20 protein-coding genes and 1 tRNA gene are annotated in these 18,944 nt (G+C 64.0%); 7 read left to right on the top strand and 14 right to left on the bottom strand.

Translation table 11 applies throughout. The features are described 5' to 3' along the window. Window positions 1-200: 200 nt before the first annotated feature. Complete coding sequence (locus OSH12_RS04020; RefSeq protein ID WP_266342195.1) at window positions 201-1,544, bottom strand: UDP-glucose dehydrogenase family protein; 1,344 nt, start codon at window positions 1,542-1,544, stop codon at window positions 201-203. Window positions 1,545-1,770: 226 nt separating this feature from the next. On the opposite strand from OSH12_RS04020, the gene OSH12_RS04015 reads away from it, so the two are divergent. Together OSH12_RS04015 and OSH12_RS04010 are read left to right on the top strand one after the other, a co-directional pair. After that, window positions 1,771-1,846 (top strand) — tRNA-Lys (locus tag OSH12_RS04015). A 116-nt stretch (window positions 1,847-1,962) separates the two neighbouring features. Then, window positions 1,963-2,283 (top strand): YnfA family protein, encoded by a 321-nt coding sequence (locus OSH12_RS04010; protein WP_266342194.1) that lies wholly within the window; start codon window positions 1,963-1,965, stop codon window positions 2,281-2,283. 12 nt (window positions 2,284-2,295) lie between these two features. Here OSH12_RS04010 and OSH12_RS04005 read toward each other — a convergent pair whose 3' ends face one another. After that, window positions 2,296-2,772 (bottom strand): hypothetical protein, encoded by a 477-nt coding sequence (locus OSH12_RS04005; RefSeq protein ID WP_266342193.1) that lies wholly within the window; start codon window positions 2,770-2,772, stop codon window positions 2,296-2,298. An 89-nt stretch (window positions 2,773-2,861) separates the two neighbouring features. After that, window positions 2,862-3,098 (bottom strand): Lrp/AsnC ligand binding domain-containing protein, encoded by a 237-nt coding sequence (locus tag OSH12_RS04000; RefSeq protein WP_018184528.1) that lies wholly within the window; start codon window positions 3,096-3,098, stop codon window positions 2,862-2,864. A gap of 222 nt (window positions 3,099-3,320) precedes the next feature. Between OSH12_RS04000 and OSH12_RS03995 the strand changes: the two genes are divergently transcribed. Beyond that, the gene (locus OSH12_RS03995; protein WP_266342192.1) at window positions 3,321-3,752 is read left to right on the top strand and encodes a DUF4864 domain-containing protein; all 432 of its coding nucleotides are present in this window, start codon (window positions 3,321-3,323) and stop codon (window positions 3,750-3,752) included. Between the two features lie 179 nt (window positions 3,753-3,931). Here OSH12_RS03995 and tgt read toward each other — a convergent pair whose 3' ends face one another. The 6 genes from tgt to coaD all read right to left on the bottom strand — a co-directional run bounded on the left by tgt (window position 3,932) and on the right by coaD (window position 9,077). Then, window positions 3,932-5,062 carry a tRNA guanosine(34) transglycosylase Tgt gene (gene tgt / locus OSH12_RS03990; protein WP_266342191.1) on the bottom strand — a complete coding sequence of 377 codons (1,131 nt, stop codon included), beginning with the start codon at window positions 5,060-5,062 and terminating at the stop codon, window positions 3,932-3,934. Between the two features lie 148 nt (window positions 5,063-5,210). Then, a complete protein-coding gene (queA, locus tag OSH12_RS03985) occupies window positions 5,211-6,299 on the bottom strand; it encodes a tRNA preQ1(34) S-adenosylmethionine ribosyltransferase-isomerase QueA (protein WP_266342190.1) in 1,089 nt (362 codons plus the stop codon). Window positions 6,300-6,372: 73 nt separating this feature from the next. After that, complete coding sequence (gene yddG / locus OSH12_RS03980; protein WP_266342189.1) at window positions 6,373-7,281, bottom strand: aromatic amino acid DMT transporter YddG; 909 nt, start codon at window positions 7,279-7,281, stop codon at window positions 6,373-6,375. A gap of 183 nt (window positions 7,282-7,464) precedes the next feature. Next, a complete protein-coding gene (locus OSH12_RS03975) occupies window positions 7,465-7,938 on the bottom strand; it encodes a peptidylprolyl isomerase (protein ID WP_380223708.1) in 474 nt (157 codons plus the stop codon). Between the two features lie 52 nt (window positions 7,939-7,990). Beyond that, window positions 7,991-8,509 (bottom strand): peptidylprolyl isomerase, encoded by a 519-nt coding sequence (locus tag OSH12_RS03970; RefSeq protein ID WP_266342448.1) that lies wholly within the window; start codon window positions 8,507-8,509, stop codon window positions 7,991-7,993. A 73-nt stretch (window positions 8,510-8,582) separates the two neighbouring features. After that, window positions 8,583-9,077 carry a pantetheine-phosphate adenylyltransferase gene (gene coaD, locus OSH12_RS03965; RefSeq protein WP_266342188.1) on the bottom strand — a complete coding sequence of 165 codons (495 nt, stop codon included), beginning with the start codon at window positions 9,075-9,077 and terminating at the stop codon, window positions 8,583-8,585. 158 nt (window positions 9,078-9,235) lie between these two features. On the opposite strand from coaD, the gene OSH12_RS03960 reads away from it, so the two are divergent. Further along, window positions 9,236-9,511, top strand: coding sequence for a hypothetical protein (locus tag OSH12_RS03960; protein WP_266342187.1), 276 nt, complete (start codon window positions 9,236-9,238; stop codon window positions 9,509-9,511). A gap of 95 nt (window positions 9,512-9,606) precedes the next feature. Here OSH12_RS03960 and gyrA read toward each other — a convergent pair whose 3' ends face one another. Beyond that, window positions 9,607-12,354 (bottom strand): DNA gyrase subunit A, encoded by a 2,748-nt coding sequence (gene gyrA / locus OSH12_RS03955; RefSeq protein WP_380224326.1) that lies wholly within the window; start codon window positions 12,352-12,354, stop codon window positions 9,607-9,609. A gap of 375 nt (window positions 12,355-12,729) precedes the next feature. On the opposite strand from gyrA, the gene OSH12_RS03950 reads away from it, so the two are divergent. Further along, the gene (locus tag OSH12_RS03950; protein WP_266342186.1) at window positions 12,730-13,386 is read left to right on the top strand and encodes a MarC family protein; all 657 of its coding nucleotides are present in this window, start codon (window positions 12,730-12,732) and stop codon (window positions 13,384-13,386) included. Between the two features lie 402 nt (window positions 13,387-13,788). After that, the gene (locus OSH12_RS03945) at window positions 13,789-14,664 is read left to right on the top strand and encodes a CHAD domain-containing protein (RefSeq protein WP_266342185.1); all 876 of its coding nucleotides are present in this window, start codon (window positions 13,789-13,791) and stop codon (window positions 14,662-14,664) included. Between the two features lie 75 nt (window positions 14,665-14,739). Here OSH12_RS03945 and OSH12_RS03940 read toward each other — a convergent pair whose 3' ends face one another. From OSH12_RS03940 to OSH12_RS03930, 3 genes are all read right to left on the bottom strand, one after another. Then, window positions 14,740-15,513 (bottom strand): glycosyltransferase family 25 protein, encoded by a 774-nt coding sequence (locus OSH12_RS03940; protein WP_266342184.1) that lies wholly within the window; start codon window positions 15,511-15,513, stop codon window positions 14,740-14,742. A gap of 34 nt (window positions 15,514-15,547) precedes the next feature. Further along, the gene (locus OSH12_RS03935) at window positions 15,548-16,300 is read right to left on the bottom strand and encodes an MOSC domain-containing protein (protein WP_266342183.1); all 753 of its coding nucleotides are present in this window, start codon (window positions 16,298-16,300) and stop codon (window positions 15,548-15,550) included. An 89-nt stretch (window positions 16,301-16,389) separates the two neighbouring features. Beyond that, complete coding sequence (locus OSH12_RS03930; protein ID WP_266342182.1) at window positions 16,390-16,887, bottom strand: mismatch-specific DNA-glycosylase; 498 nt, start codon at window positions 16,885-16,887, stop codon at window positions 16,390-16,392. Between the two features lie 137 nt (window positions 16,888-17,024). On the opposite strand from OSH12_RS03930, the gene OSH12_RS03925 reads away from it, so the two are divergent. Beyond that, a complete protein-coding gene (locus OSH12_RS03925) occupies window positions 17,025-18,152 on the top strand; it encodes an iron-containing alcohol dehydrogenase (RefSeq protein ID WP_266342181.1) in 1,128 nt (375 codons plus the stop codon). A gap of 191 nt (window positions 18,153-18,343) precedes the next feature. Here the strand turns inward: OSH12_RS03925 and ssb are convergent, their stop codons facing one another. Further along, window positions 18,344-18,853, bottom strand: coding sequence for a single-stranded DNA-binding protein (ssb, locus tag OSH12_RS03920; RefSeq protein WP_266342180.1), 510 nt, complete (start codon window positions 18,851-18,853; stop codon window positions 18,344-18,346). Between the last annotated feature and the right edge of the window lie 91 nt (window positions 18,854-18,944).

Here is an 18,944-nt window from a genome sequence, read left to right as displayed (position 1 = left end):
CTCCGGCCAGCACAAGAGTGGCGATTGTCCTACGAATACGTCTGTTGAGCATGGCATCCCCGCGCGATTCTTTTCAGAATCCCTATCGGATCATGCCATTCCCAAGAGGAATGACCAGACCAAAACGTGACCGGCCGCTCCCACAAGTCGCTTTTCTACATGAATTCAAGCGCCTAGACGACGCAACTCATGGAAGCCGATTACTCGGCAGCAACGTCCAGCTGGAACGCAGCGTCATCGCCCGGCCGGCCTATGCTGACATAGCGGAAGCCCTCGCGAACGACATCGTCACGGCGATAGATGTTGCGAAGATCAACCATCAGCGGCGACTTCATCGCTGCCTTCAAGCGCTTCAGATCGAGTGCGCGGAAAACGTCCCACTCCGTCACGATCACAAGGACATCGGCATCCTGCGCCGCGTCATAGGCATCGCTCGCGTAGTCGACACCGCCAAGAAGCTGGCGCGCCGGCTCCATGCCTTCGGGATCGAAGGCCGAAACCCTGGCGCCGGCATCCTGCAGCGCCTGGATGATCGAAAGCGACGGCGCCTCGCGCATGTCGTCGGTGTTCGGCTTGAAGGTCAGGCCGAGGATGGCGACCTTCTTGCCGCGGATCTCGCCGCCCGAGGCCTGGATCACCTTGCGCGCCATGGCGCGCTTGCGCTGGTCGTTGATCGACACCGTGGTCTCGATCAGCCGCAGCGGCGTGCCCTGATCCTGCGCCGTCTTGACGAGGGCAATGGTATCCTTGGGGAAGCACGAGCCGCCATAGCCCGGGCCCGCATGCAGGAACTTGGAGCCGATGCGATTGTCGAGGCCGATGCCGCGCGAGACCGCCTGGACGTCGGCGCCGACGCTTTCGCACAGATCGGCCATCTCGTTGATGAAGGTGATCTTCATCGCGAGGAAGGCGTTGGCGGCGTATTTGATCAGCTCGGACGAGCGACGGGACGTGAACAGAATCGGCGCCTGGTTGAGATAGAGCGGCCGATAGACCTCGGACATGGCTTCCTTGCCGCGATCGCCATCGAGGCCGACGACAATGCGGTCCGGCCGCTTGAAGTCGGCGATGGCGGCGCCTTCGCGCAGGAATTCCGGATTGGAGACGACGGCGACATCCGCGTCGGGGTTGGCTTCGCGAATGACGCGCTCGACCTCGTCGCCGGTGCCGACCGGCACGGTCGACTTGGTGACGACGACGGTGAAGCCCTTGACCGCCAGCGCAATCTCGCGCGCCGCCGCGTAGACATAGGAAAGGTCGGCATGACCATCGCCGCGTCGCGACGGGGTGCCCACGGCAATGAAGACGACGTCGGCGGCCGCGACCGGCCCCTCGAACTCGGTGGTGAACGACAGGCGCCCTGCCCGGACGTTCGAGGCGACGAGCGCCTCCAGTCCCGGCTCGAAGATCGGGATCTGATTCTGCTTCAGAGCCTCGATCTTGGCCGCATCCTTGTCGATGCAGGTCACGTCATGGCCGAAATCCGCCAGACAAGCGCCGGAAACGAGCCCGACATAACCAGAACCAATCATCGCGATGCGCATGGTGATGCCTTCGATTTTCCCGAGAGAATGACCAAGGGAGCAGTGTAATGGAGAAATATGGTGCGTTCATAACGCATTCGAAGGCCGCAATCTCGCGCGAATGCGACAGGGACGCTTGAGCCACCGATAAAATCGGTGGACCACCGAGCGATCGTTGCCGGAAGGTGTCTTGACCCGCCCCGTCGTGGCGACTAGGTTCCGCCCGAATTCGAGGCCCAACCTCGATGAGCCCGTAGCTCAGCTGGTAGAGCACGTGACTTTTAATCATGGGGTCTCGGGTTCGAATCCCGACGGGCTCACCACTCCCCTGATATTCCACCGATGACACCCAAGGCGATGCTGCCTTGTCGAGGCGAGTGCGCGCAGGGAACTGGCGCACAATCGCCAGAGACGGTACGCGGACGGGGCTTCTCATAGAATGACGATCGCGATTTATGTCGCCGCGGCGCTGGCCGAAATCGCCGGCTGCTTCGCCTTCTGGGCATGGCTGAAGCTCGACCGTTCCGTCTGGTGGCTCGTTCCCGGTGTCCTGGCGCTGGCGCTGTTCGCCTATCTGCTGACGCTGGTCGACAGCGCCGCCGCCGGTCGCGCCTATGCCGCCTATGGCGGCATCTATATTGCGATGTCGATCCTGTGGCTCTGGATCATCGAAGGCGCCCGGCCCGACCGCTGGGACCTGACCGGCGCCGCCGTCTGCCTCGCCGGCGCGGCGATCATCCTGCTCGCGCCGCGCGGCTGACCCTGGATCTGCCTACTGCGCCGTGGGCTTCTTGCCGTTCGACTTGAACGATCCCGTGAACGTGCCCTCGGCCGTCTTGGCCGTGCAGGAAACGATGGCCGGCTTGCCGGAATAGGGATCGCTGAACTTGCAGAAGCCTTCGGTGGCCGCGATCACCTGCGGCTCCTTGTCGGAGCGGATGGTGACATCCAGCACCGGCACGCCGGCAATACCGGTCTTCTTGTCGCCCGCCAGCTTCGTGGCGTCGCCGCTGAAGCCGATTAGGGTCTTGCCCTGGGTGAAGATGAACATGACGACGCCGCCCGGCGTTGGCACGCTGGCGACCGAATTCTTGCACTGCTTGGTGGCGTCCTTGCCGGCGACAATCAGCTTGTCGCACTTGCCGGCGCTGACCATGACGGGCGGAGCGACGGGCTTGTTGGCGGCATGACCGGCAGCCGGCAGCGCCAGCATCAGGGTGGAAGCGATCAGGCTGAGTTTCTTCATCATGGATCTCGCTGTGGGTACCGGCTCACGTGACGACACGCGACAAGGCAGAGAGCCGGAGCAATGTGCCGGTTCTGTGAAGCGGGAGCGTTCTAGAACGCGCGGAACGTCATAATCGTGCGGGTGTCGCGGATACCATCGAAGCGCTGCACCGATTCGGTGACGAAATGGCCGGGGTCCGCGTCGTCGGGCAGGTAGAACTTGACCAGAAGGTCGAACTCGCCGGCCGTCGAATAGATTTCCGAGGCGATCTCGGCGTCGGCGATGGCGTTGGCCACCTCATAGGCACGGCCGAGATGGCATTTTATCTGAACGAAAAGGGCTCGCATGGGGCCTCCGGCAGCGCGTTATCTCTGGGACGGGATATCAGGTCCGGTCCCCTCCCCGCAATGCGCTCGCACAAGCAGGGCGGTCGCCAATCATCCATTTCGGGCGATCCCGACCCGCCGCGCAATCATCGATTGCGCGGCGAAACCTTGTCTCGACGCGCTGCGTAGCTAGTTCAAGGCAGAGGATCAACGCGATCTTGCCGAGCGCCGGAGCAAATGGTCATGTCCCGTATTGCCTTCACCATCGTCTTCCTGCTGGCGACCGCCCTGTTTTCCACCTCAGCCTTAGCCGCAGAGCCGACTGTTGCCGAGAAGAGCCAGATGAAGCAGACCGTCCGCGATCAGCTCGCGGCGTTCCAGCGTGACGACGGCGATGCCGCCTATGGATTGGCCGCGCCGGGCATCCAGCGGATGTTTCCCTCGCCGGACATCTTCCTCAGCATGGTCCGCCAGGCCTATCCGCCGATATACCGGCCGCGCAGCGTCGCCTATGGCGACGTCACCGACAGCCCGATCGGCTTCGTGCAGAAGGTCTATGTGGCCGGCCCCGACGGCCAGAACTGGGTGGCGCTCTACCGGTTCGAGAAGCAGCCCGACGGCAGCTGGAAAATTGCTGGCTGCTCGCTGATCCGGGACACAGAACCGACGATCTGACGACGCCCCCCTCGCCGTCATCCCGGGCTTGACCCGGGATCCATACAGCCGGGGTCCGAGCCACGCAAACCTCCCAAAGCCACCGCTGCATGGATCCCGGATCTCCGCTTCGCTACGTCCGGGATGACGCCAGAGTTGTACGCAGAAAACCGACCCCCGACCTCAACAAAAGCGGGCCTCTACAGCGCCGGAATGTCGCCGCGCGCCCAGCCTTCCTTGGTGGCCAGGCGGAAATCCTCGAAGCGGCCTTCATCGATAGAGGCGCGGATGCCGGCCATCAGGCTCTGGTAGTAGGCAAGGTTGTTCCAGGTCAGAAGCATCGACGCCAGCGTCTCCTGCGACTTGAAGAGGTGGTGCAGGTAGGCGCGCGAGTAATCGCGGCTCGCCGGGCAATCCGACGCCTCGTCGAGCGGGCGATGGTCTTCCGCGTGGCGAGCGTTCTTCAAGCTCACCTTGCCGAAGCGAGTGTAGGCCAGGCCGTGGCGGCCGGCGCGGGTCGGCATGACGCAGTCAAACATGTCGATGCCACGCGCGACCGACTCGATGATGTCGTCCGGCGTGCCGACGCCCATCAGATAGCGCGGCTTCAGCTCCGGCATCACCGGGGTGGTGATCGAGAGCATTTCGAGCATGACTTCCTGCGGCTCGCCAACGGCAAGCCCGCCGACCGAATAGCCCTTGAAGTCCATCGCCGCCAGCGCCTCGGCGCTTTCGACGCGCAGGCGCGGATTGTCGCCGCCCTGAACGATGCCGAAGATCGCCTTGCCGGGCTGGTTGCCGAACGCCGCCTTGGAGCGCTCGGCCCAGCGCAGCGACAATTGCATCGCGCGCTCGATTTCCTTTTCCGGGTTCGGCAGCCCGACGCACTCGTCGAGCTGCATCTGGATATCGCTGCCGAGCAGGCCCTGGATCTCGACGGAGCGCTCCGGCGTCATCTCGTAGCGACGACCGTCAATATGGCTCTGGAAGGTGACGCCGCGCTCGTTCAGCTTGCGCAGCTTGGAGAGCGACATCACCTGGTAGCCGCCGGAATCGGTGAGGATCGGATGCGGCCATTGGGCGAAGGTATGCAGGCCACCCAGCTTGGCCACCCGCTCCGCGCCGGGACGCAGCATCAGATGGTAGGTGTTACCGAGGATGACGTCCGCGCCAAGGTCGCGCACCTGGCCCGGATACATCGCCTTGACGGTGCCGGCCGTGCCGACCGGCATGAAGGCGGGCGTGCGGATTTTTCCGCGCGGCATCGAGAGTTCGCCGCGTCGCGCCATACCGTCCTTGGCGAGCAGGGTGAAGGTGAATTGCTCGGTCATTCTGTCTCGCATCTCTTCACCTCTCCCTGAGGGAGAGGTCGGCCCGCCAGGGCCGGGTGAGGGTTTACGGCGCATCCGGAGAGTTTCCTAAACCCTCACCCGCTGGCTTCGCCGTCGACCTCTCCCTCAGGGAGAGGTGAAAAACGTCTTATCCGCCGCCCGACTCCGACGGGAAAAGCAGCGACGCGTCGCCATAGGAATAGAAGCGATAGCCGGTGGCGATCGCATGTTCATAGGCCGCCCGCATCGTCTCCAGCCCGGCAAAGGCGGAAACCAGCATGAACAGCGTCGAGCGTGGCAAATGGAAATTGGTCATCAGCAGGTCGATCGCGCGGAAGCGATAGCCGGGCGTGATGAAGATGCTGGTGGGGCCGTGGAACGGCCGGATGATGTTGTCTTCGCCGGCAGCGCTTTCGAGCAGGCGCAGCGATGTGGTGCCCACCGCGACGACGCGGCCGCCACGAGCGCGCACGGCGTTCAGCGCATCGGCGGTCGCCTGCGAGACCTCGCCGCGCTCGGCATGCATCTTGTGCTCCGCCGTATCGTCGGCCTTGACCGGCAGGAAGGTGCCGGCGCCAACATGCAGCGTCACGAAATGCCGCTCGACGCCCAACGCATCCAGGCGGGCAAACAGGTCGGGCGTGAAATGCAGGCCCGCCGTCGGCGCCGCCACGGCGCCCTCCTCGCGGGCATAGATCGTCTGGTAGTCGAGCTTGTCCTCGCCATCCTCGCCGCGCTTGGAGGCGATGTAGGGCGGCAGCGGGATATGGCCGACCGAGGCGATGGCCTCGTCAAGAACCGGGCCGGAAAGATCGAAGGCCAGCACGACTTCGCCGGCCTCGCCCTTTTCCGCCACGGTCGCGGCAAGGCCAGAGATCAGGCAGGCACGATCGGCGCTTTCGCCAAACTGGATGCGGTCGCCAAGCTGCAGCTTCTTGGCCGGACGGACGAAGGCACGCCAGCGGTCGGCTGCCTCGCGCATATGCAGTGTCACGCCGATCCGCGCCGAAACGCCGTCGCGCACGCGCTCGCCGAAAAGCTGGGCCGGGATCACCTTGGTATCGTTGAAGACGAGCGCATCGCCGGGGCGCAGCATGTCCGGTAGCTCGCGGACAATGCGGTCCTCAAGGGCTGCATCCTGCCGAACGACGAGCAGGCGCGCGCTATCGCGCGGCCGGGCCGGTCGCAGGGCAATGTTCTCCTCGGGGAGATCGAAATCAAAAAGGTCGACGCGCATGTTCTCATTCCGCTGCGGATGCGCGCCCTTCCTAGCGGGCGAAGGCCCCGACCTCAACAGCCGCCCGCAAGGCTTATTGACGCGAGGCGTACCAGCAGACGAGCGAACCGCCGGTCACGAGCAGCGCCCCGCCCCAGAAATTCATACCCGGCATCATGTCGAGCAGGATGCTGGAGATCATCACCGACAGCAGCGGCGTGAAGTAGGAGGCCGTCGCCATGAGGGTGAGGTTGCCGTGGGTGACGCCATAGGTCCAGGCGGAATAGGCCAGCGTCGTCAGCACGCCGAACAGCAGGGCCATGGAAAGGCCACGGATATCAAAGTGCAGCGGCGGCTGGTCGCTGGTGAAATAGTGGATCCACAGCAGCGCCGCCGTCATCAGCAGGAAAGGCGGCACCGCGCTCTTTCCGCCGGACAGGCGGCGGGTGAAGATCGTGTAGAGCGGCCAGGTGATCGCCGCGATCAGCGCCAGCAGATAGGGCAGCGGGTTGCCGGCGATGTTGCCGAGCATCGAATGGATGGAAATGCCGGTGCCCGACGAGGCCAGCAGCACGCCGGCGAGCGAGAGCAGGATCCCCGGGATCAGCAGAAAATCCGCCCTCGCCTGCCCGACCAGGACGGCGAGCCCGATCGTGAAGCTCGGCCAGAGATAGTTGATCATGCCGACCTCGACCGTCTGGACCCGGTCCTGGGCAAGGCCGACGGCAAGCGCCAGCGCGATCTCGTAGGTGACGAACATCGCGCCGCCGACGAGCAGATAGAGGCGCGAATGGCCGCGAAAGGCGGCGCGCCCGCCATAGAGCGTCGCGACGATGCCGCTGAAGGTAAAGATCAGCGCGGAGCCGCCGACGGCGCCGAACGTCTCCGAAATATTGCGATAGAGGCCGATCGTGGCGCTCCACATCAGCACCGCGCTGATGCCGATGAGCGTCGGCGGTTCGATCCGCGCACGAGGAAAGCCCGCCACCGAGACGCCGAGCATGATCCGTATCCTGTGAAATTCGGTTTGGCGCGAGGGTTGGATCGGCCAGACGGTAGCGCCGCGTTTGAATCGGACGGCACGCGGCATGGCCCCCGACTACAAGAAAGCGCGCCCCGGCGATGGCCGGGACGCGCTGCATTTCAGATATGGCAGCCGGGAATTCCGGCCGCGAACCGCGACGGCTTACGCGACGTCGGCGGCAACCTTCATCGAGACGATCTTGTCCGGGTTCTGGACAGGCTCGCCGCGCTTGATCTTGTCGATGTTGTCCATGCCTTCAATGACTTGGCCCCAGACGGTGTACTGACCGTTCAGGAAGCCGGCATCGCCGAAGCAAAGGAAGAACTGGCTGTCGCCGGAGTTCGGATCCTGCGAGCGGGCCATCGAGGCGGTGCCGCGGACGTGCGGCTCGCGCGAGAATTCGGCCTTCAGCTTCTTGCCAGAACCGCCCATGCCGGTGCCGGTCGGATCGCCGGTCTGCGCCATGAAGCCGTCGATCACGCGATGGAACACGATGCCATCATAGAAACCTTCGCGAGCCAGTTCCTTGATCCGCGCAACGTGCAGCGGAGCGAGGTCCGGGCGCAGGGCGATGGTCGCCGTGCCCTGGGTGGTCTCGAGGATGAGCGTGTTTTCCGGGTCCTTGATTTCGGCCACGGTTATCTCCTTCTGAGGGGCCGCGCCGGAAGGTGGCGCGGCGAGAGCCGACTTACTTCGCGTCGGCGGCGATCTGCATCTTGACGATCTTGTCGGGGTTTGCCGGCGGCTCACCCTTGGCGATCTTGTCGACGAAATCCATGCCGCTCACAACCTCGCCCCAGACGGTATACTGGCCATCGAGGAAGCCGCCATCGGCGAGCATGATGAAGAACTGCGAATTAGCGGAGTCCGGGTTCTGCGAACGCGCCATGCCGAGCGTGCCGCGCGCGAAATGCGCCTTGGAGAACTCGGCCTTGATGTCGGGATCCTTCGAGCCGCCCATGCCGGTGCCGGTCGGGTCGCCCGTCTGGGCCATGAAGCCGTCGATCACGCGGTGGAAGACGATGCCGTCATAGAAGCCTTCGCGGGTCAGCTTCTTGATCTGCGCGACATGCTTCGGCGCCAGGTCCGGGCGAAGCTTGATCACGACGCGACCATCCTTCAGGTCGAGATTGATCGTATTTTCCGGGTCGAGCTTTTCGCTCGCGGCCTGGACGGGCGCGGCGGCAAAAAGGAATACGGCGGCGATCGCCGCGAACAGGCCAAGGAAACGGGTCACTGAGTTCTCCGGTCGGTAGACGGCGCCGCCTTTTGCGACGGCATCAGGAACTGAATTTTTGTGTCAGCTTTCGGGCAACGCTTGTCGGAACAAAGGCGGATACGTCACCGCCCATCTTGGCAACCTGGCGCACCAGCGTCGCGGTGATGTGACGCGTCGCAGGCGTTGCCGGCAGAAACACGGTCTGAATCGCCGGCGCCATCGCGCCGTTCATGCCCGCAAGCTGCATCTCATAGTCGAGATCGGTGCCGTCGCGAAGCCCGCGTATCATCACCGAAGCTCCGCAATCGCGCGCCGCGTCGATCGTCAGCCCGTCAAAGGCGATCACGTCGATCCGGCTCGCTGCACCGTCAATGCCCTCTGCCAACTCCCGGATCAGCGCAACGCGCTCCTCGAACGAGAACAGCGGCGTCTTGCCGGGATGGACTCCGATCGCCACGACCAGCCTGTCGACGACCTTCAGCGCCGCGCGAAACATGTCGACATGGCCGCTGGTCGGAGGGTCGAAAGAGCCGGGATACAGTCCAACGCTCGCCATGATCACATATCGCTCCCGGAACGCTCTCGGATTCTCACGCAAGCTTTACGAAGGGGAATAGGACTTCCTTAAGGAACCAACTTCCCAAACGCGCATTGCCTTCCCAGATGAATAGCAAATGAACGGCGAGTTGTGATGCGGTTCATAGGCAAAAGTTCATGTTGCGTACAAATTCCGGCGCAACAGAACACGGAGGGCAAGCTATGACGTCGTGGTTCCATACCATCATTCTCGCAACTTGCGCCGCAGCAACCATCGCAGTCGGCTTTGCTAGCGCCGCCGTCTATTCCGAAAGGGATGTTCCGGCAGCCAAGAAGGCTGATCGCCTGGTGGTTTCGACCGCCGACAATACCGACGCGCGCATGATAGCCGTCGTCGATCACCAGCAAGGCTATTCCGTTATCACGCGCATCCCCGTCGCGGATGCGAACTGAGGGTTTCCCCTCACCCTTAAGACCTCCAAGCATACCCATCTCATGAAAACGCCGGCCTTTCCCCTGAGGCCGGCGTCTTCTTTTTGAGGATCTTCTCAGCCTTCCAGCGGAGATTCCGGCGCAGGCGGCACCTCCGGTGCGTCTGGCGCTTCAGGCGCAGGTGGAACGTCCGTTCCGGCCGCCGGCACTTCCGCGTCGGGCTCGTCTTCCTCGACATCCGTCAGGCGATCGACCGAAACGACCTTTTCCTTGTCGTTCGTGTTGAAGACGATGACGCCCTGCGAGCCACGACCGACGATGCGGATCGGCTTGTCGCCGCCGACCGGCATGCGGATCATCTGGCCGGCATCGGTTACCAGCATGATCTGGTCCGAGTCCTCGACCGGGAAGGAAGCAATCAGCTGCCCGTTCCGCTCGTTGACGGCCATGGCGACGATGCCCTTACCGCCGCGTCCGGTGATGCGGTACTCGAAGGACGAGGTCCGCTTGCCGTAGCCGTTCTCGGAGATGGTGAGGACGAACTGCTCCGCCGCGCTCATTTCCGCATAGCGGGTCTGTGGCAGCGACTCATTGCCCGGCGTCTCGTCGGCATCGTGCTCGATGACCGTCGCATCCTCGACCTCGCCACGCACCGCGCGGCTCATCTTCAGATAGGCCGAGCGCTCGTCGCCATTGGCGTCGAAGTGATGCAGGATCGCCATCGAGATGATGCGGTCGCCTTCGGCCAGCGAGATACCTCGCACACCGGTCGAATCGCGGCCCTTGAAGACGCGCACGTCGGTGGTCGCAAAACGGATGCACTGGCCGTTCGCCGTCGTCAGCAGCACGTCGTCATGCTCTGAGCAGAGCTGGACGTCGACGATCGCGTCGCCTTCCTCGTCGAACTTCATGGCGATCTTGCCATTGCGGTTCACCTGGACGAAGTCGGACAGCTTGTTGCGACGAACCGTGCCGCGCGTCGTCGCGAACATGACGTCGAGCGTTGCCCACTGCTCTTCATCCTCGGGCAGCAGCAGGATCGACGTGATCCGTTCGCCATCCTGGAGCGGCATCAGATTGTTCAGGAACTTTCCGCGAGCCTGGGGCGCTGCCAGCGGCAGGCGCCAGACCTTCATCTTGTAGGCGATACCGCGCGACGAGAAGAACACCACCGGCGTGTGGGTGTTCGTCACGAACAGACGGGTGACGAAATCCTCGTCCTTCGTCGCCATGCCGGAGCGGCCCTTGCCGCCGCGATGCTGGGCCCGATAGGTGACCAGCGGCACGCGCTTGATGTAGCCCTCATGGCTGACCGTGACGACCATGTCTTCGCGCTGGATGAGGTCTTCATCCTCGAAGTCGATGCCGCCGTCGAGGATCTCGGTCTTGCGCGGGGTAGCAAACTCGTCGCGAACGGCAACCAGTTCATCGCGAATGATCGCGACGATGCGGGCGCGCGAGCGCAGGATTTCGAGATAATCGGCGATTTCGGCGCCGAGCTTGTTCAACTCGTCCGCGATTTCATCACGGCCGAGGGCGGTCAGGCGCTGCAGGCGCAGATCGAGGATCGCGCGCGCCTGCGTTTCCGACAGCTGGTAGGTATTGTCCGCGGCCAGCCTGTGGCGCGGATCGTCGATCAGCGCAACCAGGGGGGCGATGTCGACCGCCGGCCAGTGCCGTTCCATCAGCCGCTCGCGCGCCGTCGAAGGATCGGGCGCGGTGCGGATCAGGTGGATGACTTCGTCGATATTGGCGACGGCGATGCCGAGACCGACCAACACATGCGCACGGTCACGCGCCTTGTTGAGCAGGAAGCGTGTGCGCCGGGCGACGACTTCTTCGCGGAAATTGACGAAGGCCTGAATCAGGTCCTTCAGGTTCATCAGCCGCGGCTTGCCGCCCGTCAACGCCACCATGTTGACGCCAAACGACGTCTGCAGCGGCGAATAACGATAGACCTGGTTCAGCACGACATCGGCGACGGCGTCGCGCTTCAGCTCGATGACGACGCGCATGCCGAGGCGATCGGACTCGTCGCGGATGTCGGAGATGCCCTCAATCCGCTTGTCGCGGACGAGTTCGGCGATCTTCTCGATCATCGTCGCCTTGTTCACCTGGTACGGGATCTCATGAATAATGAGAGCCTCGCGCTCCTTGCGAACCGTCTCCACCGTCACGCGACCGCGCATCAGCACGGAACCGCGGCCTTCGTGATAGGCCGAACGGATGCCGGCGCGGCCGATGATCAAACCGGCGGTCGGGAAGTCGGGACCCGGAATGATCTCGATCAGCTCTTCGATGCTGATGCCCGGATTTTCCAGATAGGCGATGCAACCGTCGATCACCTCGCCGAGATTGTGCGAGGGAATGTTGGTGGCCATGCCGACGGCGATGCCGCCGGCGCCGTTGACGAGCAGGTTCGGGAAGCGCGCCGGCAGGACGACGGGCTCTCGTTCCGAGCTATCGTAGTTATCCTGGAAGTCGACGGTATCCTTGTCGATATCGTCCAGCAGCGAATGCGCCGCCTTGCTGAGCCTTACTTCGGTGTAACGCATGGCGGCCGGGCTATCGCCGTCGACCGAGCCGAAATTGCCCTGACCGTCTGCCAGCATGACGCGCATGGAGAAATCCTGCGCCATGCGGACCAACGCGAAGTAGATCGAGGCGTCGCCGTGCGGATGGTACTTACCGATCACGTCGCCGACGACGCGGGCCGACTTGCGATACGACTTGTTCCAGTCGTAGCCGTTCTCGTGCATCGAATAGAGAATGCGGCGGTGAACCGGCTTGAGGCCGTCGCGCGCGTCCGGAAGCGCGCGGCTCACGATCACGCTCATCGCGTAATCGAGATAGCTCCGCTTCATCTCATCGGTGATGGAGATCGTTTCGTGATCGGATGGGCGACCATCGCCCGGCTCATCGGGGCGCGGCGGCTCGTGGGTGTCGGACAAGTTATTTTCCGGAATCAGTTTCTGCTACAGCCATCATAGAGCCCGCATGTGGCCGCATCAAGGAATCCCGCCAAAACCGCAGGATTCACGGCGCTTTTCGCCGCTAAACGCCGTTTTGTCGCAAGCGTTCCGTCATCCGCCCGGCGGATCGTCGCGAACGTCGGGCGACGAGCCGTCGCGCCGGCGCCAATCCAGCGCCGCAGGGCCTCTTCGCATCGAGGGACGCACTGGCGGAGCGCCGCGCCGCCTGTCACGATGGCGCCCTTCTCGCCAGCAGAGGGGCCAGGCGTGCTCGACTATCTTCTGAATGCGCTGATCACGCTCTTCGTCACCATCGACCCGATCGGCCTCGCGCCAATCTTCGTCGGCCTCACGCGCGGCATGAGCCGCGACCAGCGCCGGCAGATCGCGATCCGCGCCACGGTCACCGCCACCATCATCCTCTACGCCTTCGCGGTGGTGGGCGAAGGGCTCCTGACCTCCCTCGGCATATCGCTCGCGGCATTCCGTATCGCCGGCGGCCTGATGCTGTTCTGGATCGCCTTCGAAATGGTGTTCGAGCGCCGCGACCAGCGCAAGATGGCCAACGCCCAGAAGGCCCTCGACGGGGAGATCGTGCCGGACCATGCCGATATCCACCACCTCGCGATCTTCCCGCTCGCCATCCCGCTGATCGCCGGCCCCGGCGCCATTTCCGCCACCATCCTGATCGCGGCCTCGGCGCCAAGCACGCTCGGCCTTGTCGGCCTACTGGTCATTGTCGCCGCGCTGATCGGCTCGTGCCTGCTCGTCTTCCTGCTCGCTGGCCCGCTTGACCGGCTCCTCGGCAATACCGGCCGGATCGTGCTGACGCGCCTTCTCGGCGTCCTGCTCTCCGCGCTCGCCGTGCAGTTCGTCGCTGACGGCGTAACCGAGATTGCCCGAGCAGCGATGCACGTCGGCTAGAGCAAGATCCATCTGGGTCGATTCCTACTTTCCACCTCTCCCTGAGGGAGAGGTGGAGAACGATTTTCCAAAGCAGATGGATCTCCGCTCTAGCGACCTTTCAGGCCCGCCTGGATGGGTCTCAAGCGTTTGGAACGAAGTGGGAAACCGGTTCGCATGAAGAAAACGCGCGCCCGCCAGGTGTTGGAGCATTGCGCCGTTTCCGGGAAACGGTGAAATGGGTCTACAGATGCGAGTTCAGACGCTTCGCGCAGGCCACCCGTGACAGGCGGCCGATTTGCAGCGGCCAAGCGAACGACCGAGTTTTAGAAAATAGCGACAAGAGCCAAGACCATGTCCGACCGAAAGAACGCTAGCCGGGCCAAGGCTCCCGTCCCTCCCCTGGGCCTTCTCACGTCCCGCATGACAGTCGACGACGCCATCACCCTCGTCCTGTCGCAAAGCCAGGTCGACCTGGTGGGTTCTTTGCGTGCGGCGCTCGACCGGCCGATGCCGGAGACGGTGCATGAGCTGCGCGTCGCGCTTCGCCGCCTGCGCGCCGCTCTGGCGCTCTCCACGCGGTGGGCCGACACGGAGGCGCTGGACGATCTCAAGCGCGACGCGCATGCGCTTTCCGATTCGCTCGGCGAAAGCCGCAACTGGGATATTCTCATCGAGGAGACGCTGGCCCCGCATATCGACAGGCTGGCCGGCATCGCCGATGTCGCCGCGCTGACGGAAGCCGCCGCCACCGCGCGCCACGACAGCTACCGTCGGGTCCGCGTCCTTCTCGACGGTCCCTTGCCGCAAAAACTGCTTCTGGGGCTCGCCCTCGCCCTCTCGCAGCAACACTGGCGCGGTGAGGCCGGCGTGATTTCGAAGCGACTGGCCGGCGGCATTCGCCGTAGGGCAACGCGCGAGATTTCACGCGCCGACAGGCAGCTCAGGAACCATGGCAAGCAGCTTCAAAACCTCACCGACGAAGCGCGCCATGAATTGCGCATCGAGGTCAAAAGACTGCGCTACACGATCGAGTGGCTCGAGCCGATCTGGCCGCGTTCGAACCGGATCCGGCGCTACCAGAAGCGGATCAACGCGCTGCAATCGGTGCTCGGCTCGCTGAACGACGCGAGGGCGGCGCAACAGCTCCTCAACCGGATCGCTTCGGACGATCCCTCGCCGATCAGCCAGCGCGCGGTCGGCGCCATCGCCGGCTGGACGGTCCGCGACAAGGCGTTTCAGCTGGCGGCGCTCGATAAGCTCTGGCAAGAATTCCGCACTGCCAAGCGCTTCTGGTAAGCAAGCGCAGCGCTCGGCCTGCCTCCGGCTCTGTTTACCACCCGCTCCGGCTCTGGAAACGCTGAAAGAGCGCTTTTAGGATTCCAGGAAAGGAACAACCAGTCGACGAGAAGGCGTCAGGGAGCGGAGTAGGCTACGGGGGCGGCCAATCTGACCCAGAATGCGCTTGGCCTCGCGCCCGTACTTCGCTGCGCCGTGAAGTCGCGGAGGCGGATCAAACACCTCGGATCGAGCGATCAGATCGGCATGCTGCGGCAGGCTTTGCTTCCGGTCGGCCAGGAAGCGCTCCTGAATGCATAGTGCAGGGATCATCTGCACGATGTTAAGATGTCGACAGGAATCCTGCTCGGGATCGAACATGGCGATGTCGACAGGCCGCATATACTGTTCGGTCCGCATCAGGAGATCCGCTGCCGCCTTGCGCGAAACCATGTAGCCGGCCGTTCCGCAGTGTGTTGTCAGCAGTCTGTGCAACACCGTTCCTTCGACCGGAATTCCTGTCGGCGAGACCTTGGTGCTCGCCTCGAAGGTCTCGGCCTTGACCAGATCGACACCCGTTGGAATCCAGTCGTGCGAGCGGAGCAGCGGCGCGATCGGCGGTGCCAGAATGACATCATCCTCGAACACAGCAAGCCAAGGCTCGCCACTCTCAACCAGCCGCGTCCAGGCTAGGCGGTGGCTCTCAAAACACGCTATTTCGCCGACCGTCATCCGTCCGCGTTGCTCGCGTATCGTCGCGGCATCGATCGCGGCCAACCGCTCGAAAGCGATATCGAGCTTCTCCGCCTGCTCGCGAAACATCGCAAGCCGATCCGGCGATCGGTCCAGATTGATCACGACAACGCGCATGGTATCTCCGAGTCCGACAAACGGCCGGGGCCATCTAGTCCAGCCGCATGGCAGCCCCCGCACCGATGCGCCCGCCTTCGATCACATCGGCGTAGATTCCGCAATCCGTGTGGTCGAGCTTGCGCAGCAGCGTTCCGGGTATGTCGAGGTCGCGCTCGGCCGTATCGGGGCTCACATTCGTCGCGGCGCAGCGCTGGGTCCGCTTGGCGAACCGCACCCTTGCTTCGCCGATCGTTGCCTCCCGGCCGACGAGTTCCAGCTCCTGCCACGGCTCCATGCCGTCCAGATAGATGTTGGCCCGGAAGCGCAGCGGATCGACTGGCTGGCCGACCCAATTGGCAACCGCCGCCACCGAGGCGAGATTGATAAACGAAATGTAGGGCTTGCCGACATCGGTGAAGGCATGGCCCGGCGCCGAAAGCACCTTAAGCGGGCCGCGCCGCTCCTCGCCCATGAATTCGGCGAGGAACGCTTCCGTCGCCTCGCGTCCTTCGATCGTGGAGAGATCGGCGGCAAACGGCTCGCCATGACCTTTGATCGACCAGACATGCGTCGCGTCGTCAAAGCGGGTTTGCAATTGCGCCAGCCGTGCATTCTTCATCAGGCACAGGAACCTGACCTTCGGCTTATACGCGGGCGCGGCCGGATCGAAACCGGACGGACCGTTCTCCACCGCATAGATCCGGTCGCTATCAAACCGGTACCCTGCCCTCAGCGCCGCCGTGTCGAGCTTTTCCGGCGAGAAGCCTTTCACCGGATAGCGATAGAGAGAGGCGATCTGAGCCATGCGGATTTCCTGTGCGGCCACGGTCGGCCTATCGCCATCGGGCACGAATGTGTCCGGCATTGAGAGGCGAAACGTCCGGCTTGTCCAGCCTAGCCGGTAGCCATGCTTGCCAGTTCCCGCCACGGCTCGATCGTCCAGTGCGGCCCTGCCTGGCCGGAGGGCGAAGTCAGAACATGGACGCGTGTCGCGCCGATGGACTCTTCCTGTATGCCATAAGGGATCGCGCCTGTGGCCAGTCCGAGATAGAGGCTAGCCGCCCGCTTGCTGGTGAACGCAAAGTGGCGGGGCCTGTAGCGTCCGATCTTCTCGCGCAGGGCGCTCGCGTCGACAAGCTCCAGGTCAATCGCCGTATCCTGCCCGACATGCTCCTTGGCGACGTCCGTCAGGCCTATGCCGAAGGTCAGCACATCAAGAAAATCAGCCGGCGCAATGCGGCGCGGCGTCAGGCCGATGGCGTGCAGCGTCGGCCAGAACTTGTTGCCGGGATTGCCATAATAGGCGCCGATCCGCGCCGACCATGCGCCCGCCCCCGTGCCGCAGAAGACGATGTTCAAACCCGGCGCCAGCACATCCGGCAGAATTGGCATCGCTCGTATTCCCTTTTATCGCCGGCCGAACATTTTCAACACCGCAAAGACACGCAAAAACAGCCTGTCCCTTCCGCGCCTTAGCTGGCAATCTCCCGCCGGGCCCCGGCCCGGGAGCTTAGCGGGAAGAGAGATTGATGAGCACGATAAACTACCTGACGCAGATCGAATTCGGAGCCGGCGTCGTGTCGGTCCTGCCAGAAGCGCTGGCGGCCCTCGGCGTGAAGCGCCCCTTGATCGTCAGCGACCGCGGCTTGCAGGCCTCTGGCCTGCTTTCCCGCGTCACCGATCTCCTTTCCGCCGACGCAACGATCTTCCTCGACGTGCCGCCCAACCCGACCGAAGCCGCCGTGCTGGCAGCGCTGGAAGCCTATCGGGCCGGCGACTGCGACGGCGTCATCGCGGTCGGCGGCGGCTCGCCGATCGATCTCGCCAAGGGCGTAGCCCTGCTCGCGACGCATGAAGGCCCGCTCGAGCCCTATGCGGCGATCCTCGGCGGTATCGCCCGCATCAGCGCAAAGGTGGCGCCGATCATCGCTATCCCGACCACGGCGGGCACCGGCGCCGAAGTCGGTCGCGCCGCGCTGCTGACGCTGAATGACGGCCGCAAGCTCGGTTTCATCAGCCCGCATCTGATCCCCAAGCGCGCCATCTGCGATCCCGAACTGACGCTCGGCCTGCCCAAGGGCCTGACCGCGGCGACCGGTCTCGACGCGCTCTCCCATTGCATCGAAACCTTCCTGTCGCCCCGCGAAAACCCCGTTGCCGACGCGATCGGCCTCGATGGCGCGCGCCGGATCTGGGACCATATCGAGCGCGCGGTCACCAATGGCAGCGATCTGGAAGCCCGCAGCGAGATGATGATGGGCGCGCTGCAAGGCGGTCTCGCCTTCCAGAAGGGCCTTGGCGCCGTGCATGCGCTGAGCCATGCCCTCGGCGGCCTGAAGAGCCCGAGCCTGCATCACGGCACGCTGAACGCCATCCTGATGCCGGCGATCGTGCGCTTCAACCGCGAAACCGTGCCGGCCAAGGTCGACCGCCTCACCGCCGCGATGGGCCTGCCCGCCTCCGCCGATCTCGCCGACGAACTCGACGCGCTGAACCGCCGGCTTGGCATCCCGGTCGGCCTGCGAACCTTGGGCGTCACCGACGACGTACTGCCCTGGGTGGTCGAGCGGGCATTGGCCGATCACTCCTACGCCACCAACCCGCGCGCCGCGACGGCGGAAGAGTTCCGCGCCATCCTCGACGGTGTGATGGTCTGAGCCTCGTCCGGGCCTTCACGCCCTAAACTCACTCATCATCCTGAGGCGCCCGGCGAAGCCGGGCCTCGAAGGAGGATGCCGGAGATCGATCGGACCAAAAGGACGGCTGTCGCCGAATGGCCCGCAAGAAAAAGCCCGGGAAGCGACCGCTTCCCAGGCTTTTTTTCTTTCGGGTCCAGAACGGACCAATCCTAGAACGGGATGTCGTCGTCGAGGTCGGCCGCGTAGGACGAGGAAGCCGCCGGGGGACGGGCCGCCTGGCCGCCGCCGCGCGGGGCCTCGAGCGGGCTGGACCGACCGAAGTCGCTGCCGCCGCCGCCCTGATACTCCGACTGCTCGCCGCCACCGGCACGACCGTCGAGCAGCGTCAGCTCACCGCGGAAACGCTGCAGCACGATCTCGGTGGTGAACTTCTCGGCGCCGGACGGGTCCTGCCACTTGCGGGTCTGCAGCTGGCCCTCGATGTAGACCTTCGAGCCCTTCTTCAGATACTGCTCGGCGATCTTGGCGAGGTTCTCGTTGAAGATCACCACGCGATGCCACTCGGTCTTTTCCTTGCGCTCGCCGCTCTGCTTGTCGCGCCAGCTTTCCGAGGTCGCGATGTTCAGATTGACGACCGACTCGCCCGAATTCATCCGCCGCACTTCCGGGTCACGCCCGAGATTGCCGACGAGAATGACCTTGTTGACACTTCCGGCCATGGTCTGTTCCTTCTGCCTCTTTGCTGGCTCCAAACTATCCCGAAATGACACGACCCGCCCGCGACAATCAGGCCTTGTCCACCAGACAATC

Source organism: Kaistia terrae (genome assembly GCF_026344005.1).
GTDB classification, from domain to species: Bacteria; Pseudomonadota; Alphaproteobacteria; order Rhizobiales; family Kaistiaceae; genus Kaistia; species Kaistia terrae.
This window is presented reverse-complemented; position numbering and strand designations above follow the sequence as displayed.

What these genes read in the sequence shown, in the direction of transcription:
- OSH12_RS04020 (WP_266342195.1), bottom strand. Translation starts at nt 1,544, where the DNA reads ATGCGCATCGCGATGATTGGTTCTGGTTATGTCGGGCTCGTTTCCGGC.
- OSH12_RS04010 (WP_266342194.1), top strand. Translation starts at nt 1,963, where the DNA reads ATGACGATCGCGATTTATGTCGCCGCGGCGCTGGCCGAAATCGCCGGC.
- OSH12_RS04005 (WP_266342193.1), bottom strand. Translation starts at nt 2,772, where the DNA reads ATGATGAAGAAACTCAGCCTGATCGCTTCCACCCTGATGCTGGCGCTG.
- OSH12_RS04000 (WP_018184528.1), bottom strand. Translation starts at nt 3,098, where the DNA reads ATGCGAGCCCTTTTCGTTCAGATAAAATGCCATCTCGGCCGTGCCTAT.
- OSH12_RS03995 (WP_266342192.1), top strand. Translation starts at nt 3,321, where the DNA reads ATGTCCCGTATTGCCTTCACCATCGTCTTCCTGCTGGCGACCGCCCTG.
- tgt (WP_266342191.1), bottom strand. Translation starts at nt 5,062, where the DNA reads ATGACCGAGCAATTCACCTTCACCCTGCTCGCCAAGGACGGTATGGCG.
- queA (WP_266342190.1), bottom strand. Translation starts at nt 6,299, where the DNA reads ATGCGCGTCGACCTTTTTGATTTCGATCTCCCCGAGGAGAACATTGCC.
- yddG (WP_266342189.1), bottom strand. Translation starts at nt 7,281, where the DNA reads ATGCTCGGCGTCTCGGTGGCGGGCTTTCCTCGTGCGCGGATCGAACCG.
- coaD (WP_266342188.1), bottom strand. Translation starts at nt 9,077, where the DNA reads ATGGCGAGCGTTGGACTGTATCCCGGCTCTTTCGACCCTCCGACCAGC.
- OSH12_RS03960 (WP_266342187.1), top strand. Translation starts at nt 9,236, where the DNA reads ATGTTGCGTACAAATTCCGGCGCAACAGAACACGGAGGGCAAGCTATG.
- gyrA (WP_380224326.1), bottom strand. Translation starts at nt 12,354, where the DNA reads ATGAAGCGGAGCTATCTCGATTACGCGATGAGCGTGATCGTGAGCCGC.
- OSH12_RS03945 (WP_266342185.1), top strand. Translation starts at nt 13,789, where the DNA reads ATGACAGTCGACGACGCCATCACCCTCGTCCTGTCGCAAAGCCAGGTC.
- OSH12_RS03940 (WP_266342184.1), bottom strand. Translation starts at nt 15,513, where the DNA reads ATGCGCGTTGTCGTGATCAATCTGGACCGATCGCCGGATCGGCTTGCG.
- OSH12_RS03935 (WP_266342183.1), bottom strand. Translation starts at nt 16,300, where the DNA reads ATGGCTCAGATCGCCTCTCTCTATCGCTATCCGGTGAAAGGCTTCTCG.
- OSH12_RS03930 (WP_266342182.1), bottom strand. Translation starts at nt 16,887, where the DNA reads ATGCCAATTCTGCCGGATGTGCTGGCGCCGGGTTTGAACATCGTCTTC.
- OSH12_RS03925 (WP_266342181.1), top strand. Translation starts at nt 17,025, where the DNA reads ATGAGCACGATAAACTACCTGACGCAGATCGAATTCGGAGCCGGCGTC.
- ssb (WP_266342180.1), bottom strand. Translation starts at nt 18,853, where the DNA reads ATGGCCGGAAGTGTCAACAAGGTCATTCTCGTCGGCAATCTCGGGCGT.